This is a genomic window from Acidovorax sp. (assembly GCF_034519795.1).
Classification (GTDB): Bacteria; Pseudomonadota; Gammaproteobacteria; order Burkholderiales; family Burkholderiaceae_C; genus Acidovorax.
Genome location: NZ_JAXHOB010000027.1, coordinates 178,596 through 192,771, shown reverse-complemented (window position 1 = coordinate 192,771; position 14,176 = coordinate 178,596). Strand labels below are relative to the sequence as shown.

The 14,176-nt window shown below is 67.5% G+C and carries 12 protein-coding genes; 1 reads left to right on the top strand and 11 read right to left on the bottom strand.

Annotation, left to right across the window (positions count from 1 at the left end; translation table 11 throughout):
• Positions 1-12: 12 nt before the first annotated feature.
• Positions 13-1,890 (bottom strand): nucleoside-diphosphate sugar epimerase/dehydratase, encoded by a 1,878-nt coding sequence (locus U5N23_RS28530; RefSeq protein WP_322596070.1) that lies wholly within the window; start codon positions 1,888-1,890, stop codon positions 13-15.
• A 28-nt stretch (positions 1,891-1,918) separates the two neighbouring features.
• Positions 1,919-2,554, bottom strand: coding sequence for an LON peptidase substrate-binding domain-containing protein (locus U5N23_RS28525; RefSeq protein ID WP_322596069.1), 636 nt, complete (start codon positions 2,552-2,554; stop codon positions 1,919-1,921).
• A gap of 77 nt (positions 2,555-2,631) precedes the next feature.
• Between U5N23_RS28525 and U5N23_RS28520 the strand changes: the two genes are divergently transcribed.
• Positions 2,632-3,180, top strand: a complete 549-nt coding sequence (locus tag U5N23_RS28520; protein WP_322596068.1) for a YggT family protein — start codon at positions 2,632-2,634, stop codon at positions 3,178-3,180.
• Between the two features lie 125 nt (positions 3,181-3,305).
• Here the strand turns inward: U5N23_RS28520 and accD are convergent, their stop codons facing one another.
• The 9 genes from accD to leuD all read right to left on the bottom strand — a co-directional run bounded on the left by accD (position 3,306) and on the right by leuD (position 14,166).
• Positions 3,306-4,178: an acetyl-CoA carboxylase, carboxyltransferase subunit beta gene (gene accD / locus U5N23_RS28515; RefSeq protein ID WP_322596067.1), complete on the bottom strand. Its 873-nt coding sequence runs from the start codon at positions 4,176-4,178 to the stop codon at positions 3,306-3,308.
• 137 nt (positions 4,179-4,315) lie between these two features.
• Positions 4,316-5,125 carry a tryptophan synthase subunit alpha gene (gene trpA / locus U5N23_RS28510; RefSeq protein ID WP_322596066.1) on the bottom strand — a complete coding sequence of 270 codons (810 nt, stop codon included), beginning with the start codon at positions 5,123-5,125 and terminating at the stop codon, positions 4,316-4,318.
• Positions 5,122-6,393, bottom strand: coding sequence for a tryptophan synthase subunit beta (trpB, locus tag U5N23_RS28505; RefSeq protein ID WP_179681576.1), 1,272 nt, complete (start codon positions 6,391-6,393; stop codon positions 5,122-5,124). Before trpB ends, trpA begins: the two co-directional genes overlap by 4 nt.
• Positions 6,371-7,132, bottom strand: coding sequence for a phosphoribosylanthranilate isomerase (locus U5N23_RS28500; protein ID WP_322596065.1), 762 nt, complete (start codon positions 7,130-7,132; stop codon positions 6,371-6,373). Before U5N23_RS28500 ends, trpB begins: the two co-directional genes overlap by 23 nt.
• The gene (gene truA / locus U5N23_RS28495; protein ID WP_322596064.1) at positions 7,129-7,947 is read right to left on the bottom strand and encodes a tRNA pseudouridine(38-40) synthase TruA; all 819 of its coding nucleotides are present in this window, start codon (positions 7,945-7,947) and stop codon (positions 7,129-7,131) included. The genes U5N23_RS28500 and truA overlap by 4 nt, the downstream gene beginning before the upstream one ends.
• Before the next feature lie 52 nt (positions 7,948-7,999).
• On the bottom strand, positions 8,000-10,621 hold the full coding sequence (locus U5N23_RS28490; protein ID WP_322596063.1) for a FimV/HubP family polar landmark protein: 2,622 nt from the start codon (positions 10,619-10,621) through the stop codon (positions 8,000-8,002).
• 286 nt (positions 10,622-10,907) lie between these two features.
• The gene (gene asd, locus U5N23_RS28485; protein WP_322596062.1) at positions 10,908-12,038 is read right to left on the bottom strand and encodes an aspartate-semialdehyde dehydrogenase; all 1,131 of its coding nucleotides are present in this window, start codon (positions 12,036-12,038) and stop codon (positions 10,908-10,910) included.
• Between the two features lie 322 nt (positions 12,039-12,360).
• The gene (gene leuB / locus U5N23_RS28480) at positions 12,361-13,431 is read right to left on the bottom strand and encodes a 3-isopropylmalate dehydrogenase (protein WP_322596061.1); all 1,071 of its coding nucleotides are present in this window, start codon (positions 13,429-13,431) and stop codon (positions 12,361-12,363) included.
• A gap of 84 nt (positions 13,432-13,515) precedes the next feature.
• Positions 13,516-14,166, bottom strand: a complete 651-nt coding sequence (gene leuD, locus U5N23_RS28475; RefSeq protein WP_322596060.1) for a 3-isopropylmalate dehydratase small subunit — start codon at positions 14,164-14,166, stop codon at positions 13,516-13,518.
• Positions 14,167-14,176: the final 10 nt, after the last annotated feature.

Genomic DNA, 14,176 nt, shown 5'->3' with positions numbered 1-14,176 from the left:
GGGGGCTTCATTTCACTCTTGGTGGAAGCCTGGCACCAGCTCGTGCAGCAAGGCCATCATGGCGGCGCTGTCCGCCTGGTGGATGGCCTGCTCCAGCGCCTGCAGGCAGCCCTCCAGCACGTCCCAGGCGAGGTGTTCCTCATGGGCGCGCAGGATGCGCGGGTGCGGCGTGGGCTGCGCGCCATCGCCGATCAGCAGTTCCTCATAGAGCTTTTCTCCAGGGCGCAGGCCGGTGAAGACGATCTCGATGTCGCCCTCGGGGTGCTCCGGGGCGCGCACGCTCAGGCCCGCCAGCGCGACCATGCGCTGTGCCAGGTCCAGGATGGCAATGGGCTCGCCCATGTCCAGCACGAAGACCTCTCCGCCCTGCGCCATGGCGCCGGCCTGCAGCACCAGCTGCGCGGCCTCGGGGATGGTCATGAAGTAGCGCGTCACCTGCGGGTGCGTCACGGTGACCGGGCCACCCGCCGCGATCTGGCTGCGGAACAGCGGGATCACGCTGCCGCTGGAGCCCAGCACATTGCCGAAGCGCACCATGGAAAAGTGGCTGCGCGGAGCACCGCCATCGGCCGGGGAATGCTGGGTGCACGAGGCGATGGCCTGCAGCACCAGTTCGGCCACGCGCTTGCTGGCGCCCATCACGTTGGTCGGGCGCACGGCCTTGTCGGTGGAGACGAGCACGAAGTTTTCGACGCCGCTGGCCATGGCGGCACGCACCATGTTCAGCGTGCCGAAGACATTGTTGCGGATGCCTTCTCCGGCATTGGCCTCCACCATGGGCACGTGCTTGTAGGCGGCTGCGTGGTAGATGGTGCGCGGGCGGTGCGCCTGGCACAGGTCGAGCATGTGCTGCGCGTGGCTCACGCTGGCCAGCAGCGGCACCAGCTCGCAGGCCATGGCTTCCTGCTGCACGATGGACTGCAGCTCCTGGTGGATGCTGTAGAGCGCGAACTCGCTGTGGTCCACCAGCAGCAGGCGCGCCGCGCCCTGGCGCGCGATCTGGCGGCACAGTTCGCTGCCGATGCTGCCGCCCGCACCCGTGACCATCACCCCCTGGCCGCGGATATGGCGGCCCAGCAGTGCGGGGTCGGGCGCCACCGGGTCGCGGCCCAGCAGGTCTTCGAGGTCCAGGTCCTGGAAATCGGTCACCGTCACGCGCCCGCTGGCCAGGTCCGTGAGACCGGGGATGGTGCGTATGCGCACGGGCAGCTCGCGCAGGTTCTCGATGATCTGGTGGCGACGCTGGCGTGGCACGCTGGGCAGCGCCAGCAGCACGTCGGTGATGCCAAAACGCTTGACCACCTCGGCCAGCGCGATGGGCGCGTACACCCGCACACCGTTGATGCTGCGCCCCACCTTGGCGCGGTCGTCGTCGGCAAAGGCTTCGAGCACGTAGTTGCGCGCGCTCACCAGGCCGGCGGCCGTCTGGGCACCGGCCGTGCCGGCGCCGTAGATCAGCAGGCGGTGCGGCGCCTTCGTGGTCTGCCCCGCCAGCCACATCCAGCCCAGCGAGCGGCTGGCGCCCACCAGCAGCAGAAAGATCACCGGCTGCAGAATGCCCACACTGCGCGGTATGCCGATCCACTGGCCCGCCATCAGGATGGCGAACAGCAGCGCCCCGTAGATCGCCACGGCCTTGCCGGTCGTGACCAGCGCGGTGATGCCGGTGTAGCGGAAGATGGCGCGGTACAGCCCCAGGTTCACGAAGATGGGGAAGGCCAGCAGCGGTGCCAGGCCATAGGCCAGCCACTGCATGCCCTCGGGCCAGTGCAGCATGTCCAACCGCAGGGTGAAGGCCAGCCACATGGCGAACAGGCCCATGGCGATGTCCAGCGCCACCACCACCAGCCGCTTGACCGGGCGGGGCCACTCCAGAACGTTGCTCAGCACGGGTTTGCCGCTTTGCCAGATCCGCAGGTCACTGCGCGATGCCGGTGCGTTCCAGCACGTCGCCCACGAGCTCCAGCCGCACCAGGGGGTTGTCCAGTTCCATCAGGCGCTGCTTGAGTTCCAGCGGCACGGGCAGCAGCTCGCACCAGCGGTTGGCCACCCAGCCGCAGTCGTCGAGCTGGGCGGCGCTGGGCACCAGCGCCGTGGGGCTGTCGGGGTCGCGCTGCTGCAGGGTGTTGAGCACCTGCGCCAGGGCCTGCGATGCCTTGCGCAGGTCGTCGGGCACGGGCACGGCCATGTCGGGGTCCAGGTGCGTCACATCGGCGATCCACAGTCCATGCACCAGGTGGCTGCGTTGCATGATGCGAAAACGCTGGCTGCCACGGCACTGCAGGGTGATGAGCCCGGCCTGCGGTGACTCCAGTTGCTCGATGACGGCCAGGGTGCCGATTTCGCTGAACTGCTCTTCGGGGGCGCCCGCCTGGCGCACCTCGTGGCCCTGGGTGAGGGACACCACGCCGAACGGCGCGCCCATCTGGTGGCATTTGCGCACCATGTCCAGGTAACGCACTTCGAACACGCGCAGGGCCAGAAGCCCGTCGGGAAAGAGGACGGAACCCAGGGGGAAAAGGGGCAAAGATGACAGGGAAAGGGGTTGTGTCATGGGGCGAAACCTTGGCCCGCTATCATCCCATGGCGCGGGCTGCTTTCGCACCGCCCGCTTTCCTTTTTGCCGCTCCCATGTTCTTCCAGATCGCTTCCTTCCTGCTCGATGTCGTCGGTGGCCTGCTCACGGGCGCCTGTCTGCTGCGCCTGTACATGCAGTCGCAGCGCGTGCCGTTTGGCAACCCCATCGGCGGGCTGGTCTTTGCGCTCACCGACTGGATCATCCTGCCGCTGCGCAAGCTGATCCCCCCGGTGGGCAAGTGGGACCTCTCCAGCCTGGTGGCTGCCATTCTGTTCCAGGTGCTGCAGTACGTGTTGTTCCTGCTGCTCGTCGGCGCGGCTGCCGCCTGGGCCTGGCTGCCCTGGCTGGTGTTGTTCGGCCTGGCCAAGGTGGCGGTGTCGGGGCTCATGGGCCTGCTCATCGTGCATGCGGTGATGTCCTGGATCGCTGCCCGCTCGCCGCTGTCCGATGTGGTGTGGCGCCTGTGCGCCCCCGTGCTGCGGCCGTTCCAGAAGGTGATTCCCCTGCTCGGCGGTGTGGACCTGTCGCCGCTGGTGGTACTGGTGCTGCTGCAGGTGCTGATGATCGTGCTGGCCAACCTGCAAGCCAACGTCATGCGCTGACGCTCTTCGGGCCCCCAAGCAAAAAGCGCCTGTCGGAGACAGGCGCTTTTTTGATGACCGGCGTGCGCTCAGAGGCTGGAAGCTTTGGCGTGCAAGGCGGGCATGGACGAAAGACTCTCAACCTCTCAGAGCACCGCGTCGGCCGGAAGGCGCTGCAGCATGGCCAGGCTGCTGGCCACGGTGTTGCGCAGTTCGCGGCGGTCGCAGATGAAGTCCACCGCGCCCTTGGTCTGCAGGAACTCGGCGCGCTGGAAGCCCTCGGGCAGGGTCACACGCACGGTCGATTCGATCACGCGCGGGCCGGCAAAGCCGATCAGTGCCTTGGGCTCGGCAATCACGATGTCGCCCACGAAGGCGAAGCCGGCGCTCACACCGCCCATGGTCGGGTCGGTCAGCACGCTGATGTAGGGCAGGCCCTTCTTGGCCAGGCGGGTCAGCGCGGCATTGGTCTTGGCCATCTGCATCAGGGACAGCAGGCCTTCCTGCATGCGCGCACCGCCGGTGGCGGTAAAGCACAGGAAGGGCACCTTCTGCTCGATCGCGGTTTCCACGCCGCGCACGAAGCGCTCGCCGACCACGGAACCCATGGAGCCGCCCATGAAGTCGAACTCGAAGCAGGCGACCACCACGTTGATGCTTTTGACGGCACCGCCCATGACGATCAGGGCATCGGTTTCGCCCGTGTTTTCCAGCGCTTCCTTGAGGCGCTCGGGGTACTTGCGGCTGTCCTTGAACTTCAGCGCGTCCACGGGCAGCACTTCCTGGCCGATCTCGTAGCGGCCTTCGGGGTCCAGGAAGGCGTCCAGGCGCGCCCGCGCACCGATGCGGTGGTGGTGGCTGCACTGGGGGCAGACGTTCTGGTTGTGCTCCAGGTCGGACTTGTAGAGCACCGTTTCGCAGCTCGGGCACTTGATCCACAGGCCCTCGGGCACCTGGCGGCGCTCGGTCGGGTCGGTTTGCTGGATTTTGGCGGGCAGGAGTTTTTCGAGCCAGGACATGTGTTTTCCTCGTCAATGACAGGGTTTCGGGGCATTTTGCCGGTTGCCGTGCCGACAGGGCAGGGCGCAAAAAGACCGGAACCGTGTGTGTAACCACGATGGGCGTCCGCCGGGCTGGGCGAACGCCAAGGGGCACATTATGCGTCGAGTGCCTTGCGGATCCCGCGCAGGAAGTCCACGGTGATCGCCACCACCTTCTCATGCGGCTGGTCCTCGATCAACTGGATGATGCGCGTGCCGATCACCACGGCGTCGGCCACCTTGCCGATGGCCTGGGCGGTGGCGGCGTCGCGGATGCCGAAGCCCACGCCCACGGGGATCTGCACATGCTGGCGGATGCGCGGCAGCATCTGCTCTACCGCGGAGGTGTCGAGCGCGCCCGATCCGGTCACGCCCTTGAGCGACACGTAGTACACATAGCCGCTGGCCACGCGCGCCACCTGGGCCATGCGTTCGTCCGTGCTGGTGGGGGCCAGCAGGAAGATCAGGTCCATGCCGTGCGCGCGCAGGCTGGCCGCAAAGGCCTCGCATTCCTCGGGCGGGTAGTCCACCACGAGCACGCCATCCACGCCGGCCGCAGCCGCGTCGCGCACGAATGCGCCGGCGCCGTGCACCTGGTCGTAGCGCTCCACGGGGTTGGCATAGCCCATGAGCACCACCGGGGTGGTGCTGTTGCGCTTGCGAAAATCGCGCACGTGGTCGAGCACCTGGGCCATGCCGATCCCGAGGGACAGGGCCTTTTCGCCCGCCTTCTGGATCACCGGGCCGTCGGCCATGGGGTCGGAAAAGGGCACGCCCAGCTCGATCACGTCGGCGCCCGCCTCCACCATGCCGTGCATGAGGGCCGGGGTGATGTCGGCGAACGGGAAACCGGCGGTGACGTAGGGCACCAGGGCCTTGCGGCCCTGCGCCTTCAATTGGTCGAAAGTGGTGCTGATGCGGTTCATGGCTTGGCCTCTGCACCCTTCACGGACAGTCCGCGCATGGAGGGGCGGTCGTAGAAATCTTCGCCCGACAGGTCGGCCACCGTGCCGATGTCCTTGTCGCCGCGCCCGGACAGGTTGACCAGGATGGACTGGTCGGCGCGCATGGTCGGTGCCAGCTTCATGGCATAGGCGAGGGCGTGGCTCGATTCGAGCGCAGGAATGATGCCCTCCACCCGGCACAGGTGGTGAAAGGCTTGCAGCGCTTCCTTGTCGGTGATGCCGACGTACTCGGCGCGGCCGATCTCCTGCAGCCAGGCGTGCTCGGGGCCCACGCCCGGGTAGTCCAGGCCGGCGCTGATGCTGTGCGTCTCGGTGATCTGGCCATTGGCGTCCTGCAGGATGAAGGTGCGGTTGCCGTGCAGCACACCCGAGCTGCCGCGCTGCAGCGATGCCGAGTGCTTGCCGCTGTCCAGGCCCTCGCCGGCCGCTTCCACGCCGATCAGGCGCGTCTTCTCGAACGGGATGTAGGGGTGGAAGATGCCCATGGCATTGCTGCCGCCGCCCACGCAGGCGATCACGGCATCGGGCTGCTCGCCCTGCACCTTCTGTTCGGCCAGCATCGGGGGCATCTGCGTGAGGCATTCCGTGCCGATCACGCTCTGGAAGTCGCGCACCATCATCGGGTAGGGGTGCGGGCCCGCCACCGTGCCGATGATGTAGAAGGTGTTGTCCACGTTGGCCACCCAGTCGCGCATGGCCTCGTTGAGCGCATCCTTCAAGGTCTTGCTGCCCGACTCCACGGGCACCACGGTGGCGCCCAGGAGCTTCATGCGGTAAACATTGGGACTCTGGCGCTTGACGTCCTCCGAGCCCATGTAGACCACGCATTCGAGGCCGTAGCGCGCGCAGATGGTGGCCGTGGCCACGCCGTGCTGCCCGGCGCCGGTCTCGGCAATGATGCGTGGCTTGCCCATGCGCCGCGCCAGCATGGCCTGGCCGATCACGTTGTTGATCTTGTGGGCGCCGGTGTGGTTGAGGTCTTCGCGCTTGAGGTAGATCTGCGCGCCGCCCAGCTCGCGGCTGGTGCGCGCGGCATGGTAGACGGGCGAGGGCCGGCCCACGAAGTGTTTGAGCTCGTACTGGAACTCGGCCAGGAACTCGGGGTCGTGCTGGTAGCGGGCATAGGCCTCGCGCAGTTCGTTGATGGCGTGGGTCAGCGTTTCGCTGACGAAGCTGCCGCCATAGGAGCCGAAATGGCCCGAAGGATCAGGTTGCTGATAGGAACTCATGGGGATTCTTTGCAAGTTGTGCATCGGCCGCACGCACGGCGGCAACGAAGCGATGGATTTTTTCGGCGTCCTTGATGCCCCTCAAGGGTTTTCCATCGGGCCCCTGGGCCTCGACGCCGGAACTGACATCAACCGCCAGCGTGCTGCAACGCGGGCGTACTTGCAAAATGCCATCGGTCACGTTTGCAGGCGTGAGTCCACCAGACAAAACGAGGTGAGAGCCGACGCTTGGTGGAAGGAGTGACCAATTGAATGCCTTGCCGCCGCCGCCGTACCCTTCGACATGGGCGTCGAGCAGGATGGCCTGGGCGTTTGAAAAATCGTGTGCGTATTTTACGAGGTCGAATTGTGCCGCATCCGGGCCCAGGGGTATTCGGGCCGCGCGCAGGTAGGGCCGCGCACCGTTTGCGGTGGCTGCCTGGCATTGCTCCGGCGTTTCGTCGCCATGGAACTGCACGGTGGCGCCGGCGATCTGCGCGCTGGCGGCCACCACCTCCTCGGTGCTGGCGTTGACGAACAGCAGCACCGGGGTGACGAAGGGCGGCAGGCGCCGCGCCAGCTCGGCAGCGCGCGCTGCCGTGACGGCGCGCGCACTCTGGGCGAACAGCACGAAGCCGATGGCATCGGCGCCCGCCGCCACGGCGGCATCCACATCCTCTTCACGCGTCAGTCCGCAGATCTTGATGCGGGTGCGTGCGGCGGGGTAGGGGGCGGCTTGGGAGGGCGGGGAGGTGCTCATGGGAGCCAATCATACGCAGCCGTGCGCTGGGGCAGGCCCCATGCGGCGTCGTAGACCGGTCCCTGGAAGTACAGCCCGTCGGGCGAGAAGGTCGGCGCCGCCGCATCGCGCGAGCGCGCCTGCAGCACCTGCTCGATCCATTCGGGCGGCTGGTCGCCCCGGCCGATCGCCACCAGGCAGCCCATGAGGTTGCGGATCATGTGGTGCAAAAAGGCATTCGCTTCGAACTCGAAGCGCCAGTAGCAGGGGCTCCAGCCGAGCTCGGGGTGCGGCTCCCCGAGGCCACGCTGCGTGATGTCGATGCGCGACAGCGTCTTGACCGGCGACTTGGCCTGGCAGGCCGAGGCGCGAAACGAGCTGAAGTCGTGCTCGCCCAGCAAGTGGTCGGCCGCCTGGCGCATGGCCGCAGGGTCCAGCGGGTGGTAGACCCAGCCCACGCGCCCGGCGTCCACGCTCGGGCGCACGGGCGACTGCAGCAGCACATAGGCGTAGCGGCGCGCCACGGCACTGCCACGCGAGTGGAAGCTGTCGGGCACATGGGCGGCCCATTGCACCGCAATGTCGGGGGGCAGGAAGGTGTTGGTGCCGCGCACCCAGGACGAGGGCGGCCGGTCCAGGGGGGTGTCGAAATGCACCACCTGCATCAGGCCGTGCACCCCCGCATCCGTGCGGCCGGCGCACAGGGTGCTCACGCGGTGCGTGGCAAAGCGCGCCAGGGCCGCTTCCAGCTTGTCCTGGATGGTGTTGCCGGACAGCTGGCTCTGCCAGCCGCTGTAGGGCTGGCCGTTGTAGCTGACACCCAGGGCCACCCTCATGGGCGGGCCTGGGCTCGGGTGGGGTAGCTCAGGGCCGTGGCAGCCGAGTGCATCAGCCCAGTTCGACCAGCATGCGCTGGGCGCGGGTGCGCAGGGCGCCGCTCGATTCGGCCACGACCTCTTCGATCAGCGTGCGTGCACCGTCGGTGTCGCCGATGGCGTTGAACTCCTCGGCCAGTGCCAGCTTGGTGGCCAGCGGGTCGTCCTGGGCAGCGGCCGATCCGTCGTCTTCCGGCGAGATGGGCACGGCGGCCGTGGGGATTTCCACTTCGCGCGAAGCCGGGGCGGCCATGGGCTTGGAGGGCGCCGTCAGGTCCAGCGACAGCTCGCCCAGGTCGAAGTCCATCGGACCGGAGTCCTGGGCGTCGGCCAGCGGCATGGGGCCGGTGGGCGCCATGGTGAGTTCATCGCTGGGCGCTGCCGCACGGGCTGCCGGTGCAGGCGTGGGGGCCGGTGCCGGCGCATTCCAGGCCGCATCGGCCGACAGGTCGGGCAGGTCGAAATCGTCGCTGGACAGCACGGGCTCCATGCGCTGCGGTGCGCGTGGTGCGGGTGCAGCGGCCGTAGCGGTGGCCGCCGCCGCGGCGGCCGCAAATCCGCCGGGGGGGGCAGGCGGTGCATCGGTCAGCGCGTCGTCGGGCAGATCGAGGTCCAGGTCCAGGTCCAGATCGGGTGGCAGGGCGGCGGAGGCCACGGGGGCACCCGTGAAGGTGCTCACGAACGCGCCGGGAACCGAGGGGCTCTCGTCTTCCACCATGCCGGGGCGGCCGCCGGGCTGGTACAGCGGGTTTTCAGGCTCGATACCGCGACCCAGGTCGACGATGCGCGCCCAGTCGGGGCCCTCGCCCTGCGTCAGCTTGAAGACTTCTCCGGCCACGGCCTCCAGGGCCTTGCGGTCCTGGCGCTTGGCATAGATCTCGGCCAGCTTCACGTGCACGGACACGCGGGCCGGGTTGTGGCGCACGGCTTCCTTGAGGATTTCCTCGGCCTGCAGATCGCGGCCGTAGGCCAGGTACACATCGGCTTCGGCCACGGGATCCACATCGCCGCCGGCATCGAGCTGGCTGGGCGAGTAGGCCATCGACGAGCCGGTGGTCATCTCGCTGTTGGCGGTGTCCACGCGCTGGCCGCCACTGGCACCGAAGAACGAATCGGGCTGGATGCGGCTTTCCAGGAAGGAGCTGTCCACACCCGCATTGTTGCGCCGGCGCTGGATCACGCGGTAGGCGCCATAGCCCAGCAGCAGGGCCAGCAGGCCGCCACCGGCCAGGGGGATCAGCGGGTCGTCGAGCAGGCCATCGAAGAAGCCGGGCTCTGCCACCGGTGTGGGTGGCGGCAGCACGATGGGCTTGGAGGCGGGGGCTGCTGGGGCTGCAGGGGCCGCATCCGACGCAGGGCTTGCGCTGGCCTCGGCCGATGCGCCGCTGGTGGGTTCGGAGGCCGCCATTGCCGGTGGGGCTTCGGGGGCGGCTGGCGTGGCGGGCACGCCGGGCACGGCCACCTGGGCGGGTGTGCTCGCCGCGGGGGCTGCGGGGGCAGCAACGGGCGGTGCTGCCGGTGTGGCCGGCGTCGAGGGGGCTGCGGCCGATGCGGCGCCCAGCTTGTTCAGGTCGCTGATGTTCTTGGACAGCTCGGCCATGCGGGCCGATGCGTCGCTGGCCTGCTTGTCCTTGGCCAATTGGTCTTCGGCGGCCTTTTGGCCCTTCACGGAGCCCTTGGACAGCGTGAGCTTGTCGGGGGCCGTGGTGGCCGGCTTGCTGTCTTCCACCCGGGTCTGCACCGAGCCCGTGGCCGAGCGTTCGGCCGATGCCACGGTGGTGGACGGGGCGGATTCGGCCAGCTTGCGGCGGAAGGCGTTGAAATCACGGCTCTGCGCGGCCAGGATCTGACGGGCTTCGGGCGCAGGCGTGGCCTGGGCCGTGGCCTGGTCGGGCATCTGCAGCACGGCGCCGGCCTTGACGCGGTTGATGTTGCCGCCGATGAAGGCGTCCGGATTGGCGCGCTGCATGGCCACCAGCATCTGGTCGAGCGAAACCCCATCTGGGCGGTTGGCATTGGCGATGCGGCCAGCCGTGTCGCCCGGCTGCACGGTCACGCTGCCTTCGGCAGGCGTGGCACGCGGCGCGGCCGGTGCACGGGCAGCGGCGGCGGGTGCTGCTGCGCTCGAAGGACGGCCAGCCACGGCGGGCGGGGTCTCGGTGCGCGAAGCCGGGGGGGTGATCTGGGGCGCTGCGGTGACCGTTGGAGCTGGGCGGCGCATCGCTGGCGGGTCGAACAGCATGGTGTAGCTGCGCACCAGGCGGCCCGAGCCCCAGGTGGCGTCGAGCACCAGATCGACGAAGGGGTCGTTCACCGGGCGGTCGCTGGACAGGCGCAGCACGGCCGAACCATCGGCGCGGCGTTGCAGTTGCACCTGCAGGTTGTTCATGGTGGGCGAGTACTCCATGCCCTGGGCGCGAAACACTTCCGGCGTGGCCGTGCTGGCCTTCAGCGTCTCTGCCTCTGCAGGGGTGATCTGCGGCAGGTCGATCTCGGCGCGCAGGGGCTCGCCCAGCGCGGATTGCACGGTGATGCGGCCCAGCGCGAGCGCGGAGGCATCGGTGGCATAGAGCCCTGCGGTTGCCACGGCCGCAGCCGCCAGCACAGAAAATTTCCAACGATGCATGTTTGCCATCAACTGATTGGGTTGTGCGGCTCGGTCGAGCGGTGCTGTTTTTCTCATGGTCTGGTCCCGCCCCGGCGCGTGAAAATATGTAAAAAGCACCATAGCATCAATGTTTTGCACTGACAAGCTGAGGTGGCGCGGAAGCTTTGCCCCTGGTGTTCATGCACCAGATTGGGGCGTTTAGATGTTGCCAATTGCCAACGTCACGTAACCGGGTGTGTCAGGCTGCCAGGCGCAAAAAAGCGCGCGCAATCTGCATTGCGCGCGCTTTCGACAGGACTTGCCCGGGGGTAGCTTAGGCTGCCAGCAGGATGCGCAGCATGCGGCGCAGGGGTTCGGCGGCGCCCCAGAGCAACTGGTCGCCGATGGTGAAGGCGCCCACGTACTCGGGGCCCATGGCCAGCTTGCGCACGCGGCCCACAGGGATGGTCATGGTGCCGGTCACGGCCACGGGGGTCAGGTCCTTGATGGTGGCTTCACGCGTGTTGGGCACCACCTTCACCCACTCGTTGTCGGCGGCGATCATGGCCTCGATGTCGGCCACGGGCACGTCCTTCTTGAGCTTGAAGGTCAGCGCCTGGCTGTGGCAGCGCATGGCGCCCACGCGCACGCAAAAGCCGTCCACCGGGATGGCGCTCGAGCCGAAGCCCTCGCCCTGGCCCAGGATCTTGTTGGTTTCGGCCATGCCCTTCCACTCTTCCTTGGACATGCCGTTGCCCAGGTCCTTGTCGATCCAGGGGATCAGCGAGCCGCCCAGCGGCACGCCGAAGTTGGCCGTCTCGGCGCCCGTCAGCGCACGCTGCTTGGCGATGACCTTGCGGTCGATCTCCAGGATGGCGCTCTTGGGGTCGTCCAGCAGGGACTTCACCTCGGCGTTCAGCGTGCCGTACTGCGTGAGCAGTTCGCGCATGTGCTGGGCGCCGCCGCCGCTGGCGGCCTGGTAGGTCTGGGTGCTCATCCACTCGACGAGGCCGGCCTTGTACAGCGCGCCCACGCCCATCAGCATGCAGCTGACGGTGCAGTTACCGCCGACCCAGTTCTTGCCACCCTTGGCCAGCGCGTCCTGGATGACGGGCAGGTTCACGGGGTCGAGGATGATGACGGCGTCCTTTTCCATGCGCAGCGTCGAGGCGGCGTCGATCCAGTGGCCGTTCCAGCCGGTGGCGCGCAGCTTGGGGAAGACTTCGGAGGTGTACTCGCCGCCCTGGGCGGTGATGATGATGTCGCAGCGCTTCAGGGCGTCGATGTTGAACGCATCCTGCAGCGTGGTCTCGTTCCTGGCCGCTGCAGGGGCCTTGCCGCCCGCGTTGGAGGTGGAGAAGAACAAGGGCTCGATCAGGTCGAAGTCATTTTCTTCGGCCATGCGATCCATCAACACCGAGCCGACCATGCCGCGCCAGCCGACCAAACCTACCAACTTGCTCATTTCAACGCCCCTTTTCAGATTAAGAAACAGTGCCAGACCGGACTGCTCGCCTGGCTCGTCAGGCCAGGAAGGGCGCACGACGAACCAGGCTGAGTCAGCCCTTAATGGTCGTGGTTTTGGTGATGGTTGCGCGCGCAGCCACACCGGCCGTGGCGGCGGGTGCAATGTTCAGGGCGAACGTGTGGGCGGCAAACATAAGGCGCCGAGTATATCGCAAGCCCGGCAAGGCGCTCAAGGGGGCGTTGGCGGCATGCCGCAATGAAAAAGGCGGTCCTTGGACCGCCCTTTGCACGATGCAGCAGTTGCCTGCGCGCTGCCGCGCTTACTTCAGCGCTTGCACCACGGCATCGCCCATCTGCGCGGTGCCGACCTTGGTCGTGCCTTCGCTCCAGATGTCGGGCGTGCGCAGGCCCTGGGCCAGCACCTTCTGCACGGCGGCCTCGATGCGCTGGGCGGCGGCTTCCTGGTTCAGCGAGAAGCGCAGCATCATCGCCGCCGAGAGGATGGTGGCCAGCGGGTTGGCCACGCCCTTGCCCGCGATGTCGGGGGCGCTGCCGTGGCTGGGCTCGTACAGGCCCTGGTTGCTGCTGTTGAGCGAGGCCGAGGGCAGCATGCCGATGGAGCCGGTGAGCATGGAGGCCTCGTCCGAGAGGATGTCGCCGAACATGTTGCCGGTGACCACCACGTCGAACTTCTTGGGCGCGCGCACCAGTTGCATGGCGGCGTTGTCCACGTACATGTGGTCCAGTTCCACGTCGGGGTATTCCTTGCCGACTTCGGTCACGATGTCCTTCCAGAACTGGAAGGTCTCGAGCACGTTGGCCTTGTCCACGCTGGTCACGCGCTTGCTGCGCTTGCGTGCGGCCTGGAAGGCCACGTGGGCGATGCGCTCCACCTCGGGGCGGCTGTAGCGCATGGTGTCGAAGGCTTCCTCGGCGCCGGGGAAGTGGCCGTCGGTGGCGATGCGGCGCCCGCGCGGCTGGCCGAAGTAGATGTCGCCCGTGAGCTCGCGGATGATGAGGATATCCAGGCCCGAAATGAGTTCGGGCTTGAGGCTCGATGCGCCCACCAGTTGCTCGTAGCAGATCGCAGGGCGGAAGTTGGCGAACAGGCCCAGGTTCTTGCGCAGGCCCAGGATGGCCTGCTCGGGGCGCAGGGGGCGGTCCAGCTTGTCGTACTTCCAGTCGCCCACGGCGCCGAACAGGATGGCATCGGCCTCCTTGGCCAGCTTGAGCGTGGCGTCGGGCAGGGGGTGGCCGTGCGCCTCGTAGGCGGCACCGCCCACCAGGGCCGATTCCATCTCGAACTGGAGGTCCAGCACTTCGAGAACCTTGACGGCCTCCGCGACGATTTCGGTGCCGATGCCGTCTCCCGGCAGAACTGCGATTTTCATGAAGGACTTCTTCTTAAAGTGAATGGCCGCGCCCCGGCGCCATTGCCGGGTGGACAGCCACTGGTCGATGAACTGGTGGTGGGGTCAGGAGACCATGCTGTGCGCCAGCCAGGGCTTGGTGGCCAGGCGCTGGGCTTCGAAGGCGCGGATCTTGTCGGACTGGCGCAGGGTCAGACCGATGTCGTCGAAACCGTTGAGCAGGCAGTACTTGCGAAACGCCTGCACCTCGAACGGGATCTCTTCGCCCTGTGGGCGCACGACGACCTGGCGTTCCAGGTCGACGGTGAGCTGGTAGCCGGGAAAGGCCGCCACCTCGTCGAACAACTGGGCCACGGTGGCCTCGGACAGCACGATGGGCAGGAGGCCGTTCTTGAAGCAGTTGTTGAAGAAGATGTCGGCGAAGCTCGGCGCGATCACGGCGCGAAAGCCGAACTGGTCCAGCGCCCAGGGGGCGTGCTCGCGGCTCGATCCGCAGCCGAAGTTCTTGCGCGCGATGAGCACGCTGGCACCCTGGTAGCGCGGCTGGTTGAGCACGAAGTCGGGGTTGGGCTTGCGGCTGGCGGGGTCCTGGCCGGGCTCGCCATGGTCCAGGTAGCGCCATTCGTCGAACAGGTTCACGCCGAAACCGGTCTTCTTGATCGACTTGAGGAACTGCTTGGGGATGATGGCGTCGGTGTCGACGTTCTCGCGGTCCATGGGGGCCACGAGGCCCTTGTGCACGGTGAATTTCTGCATGGTGGCTTGC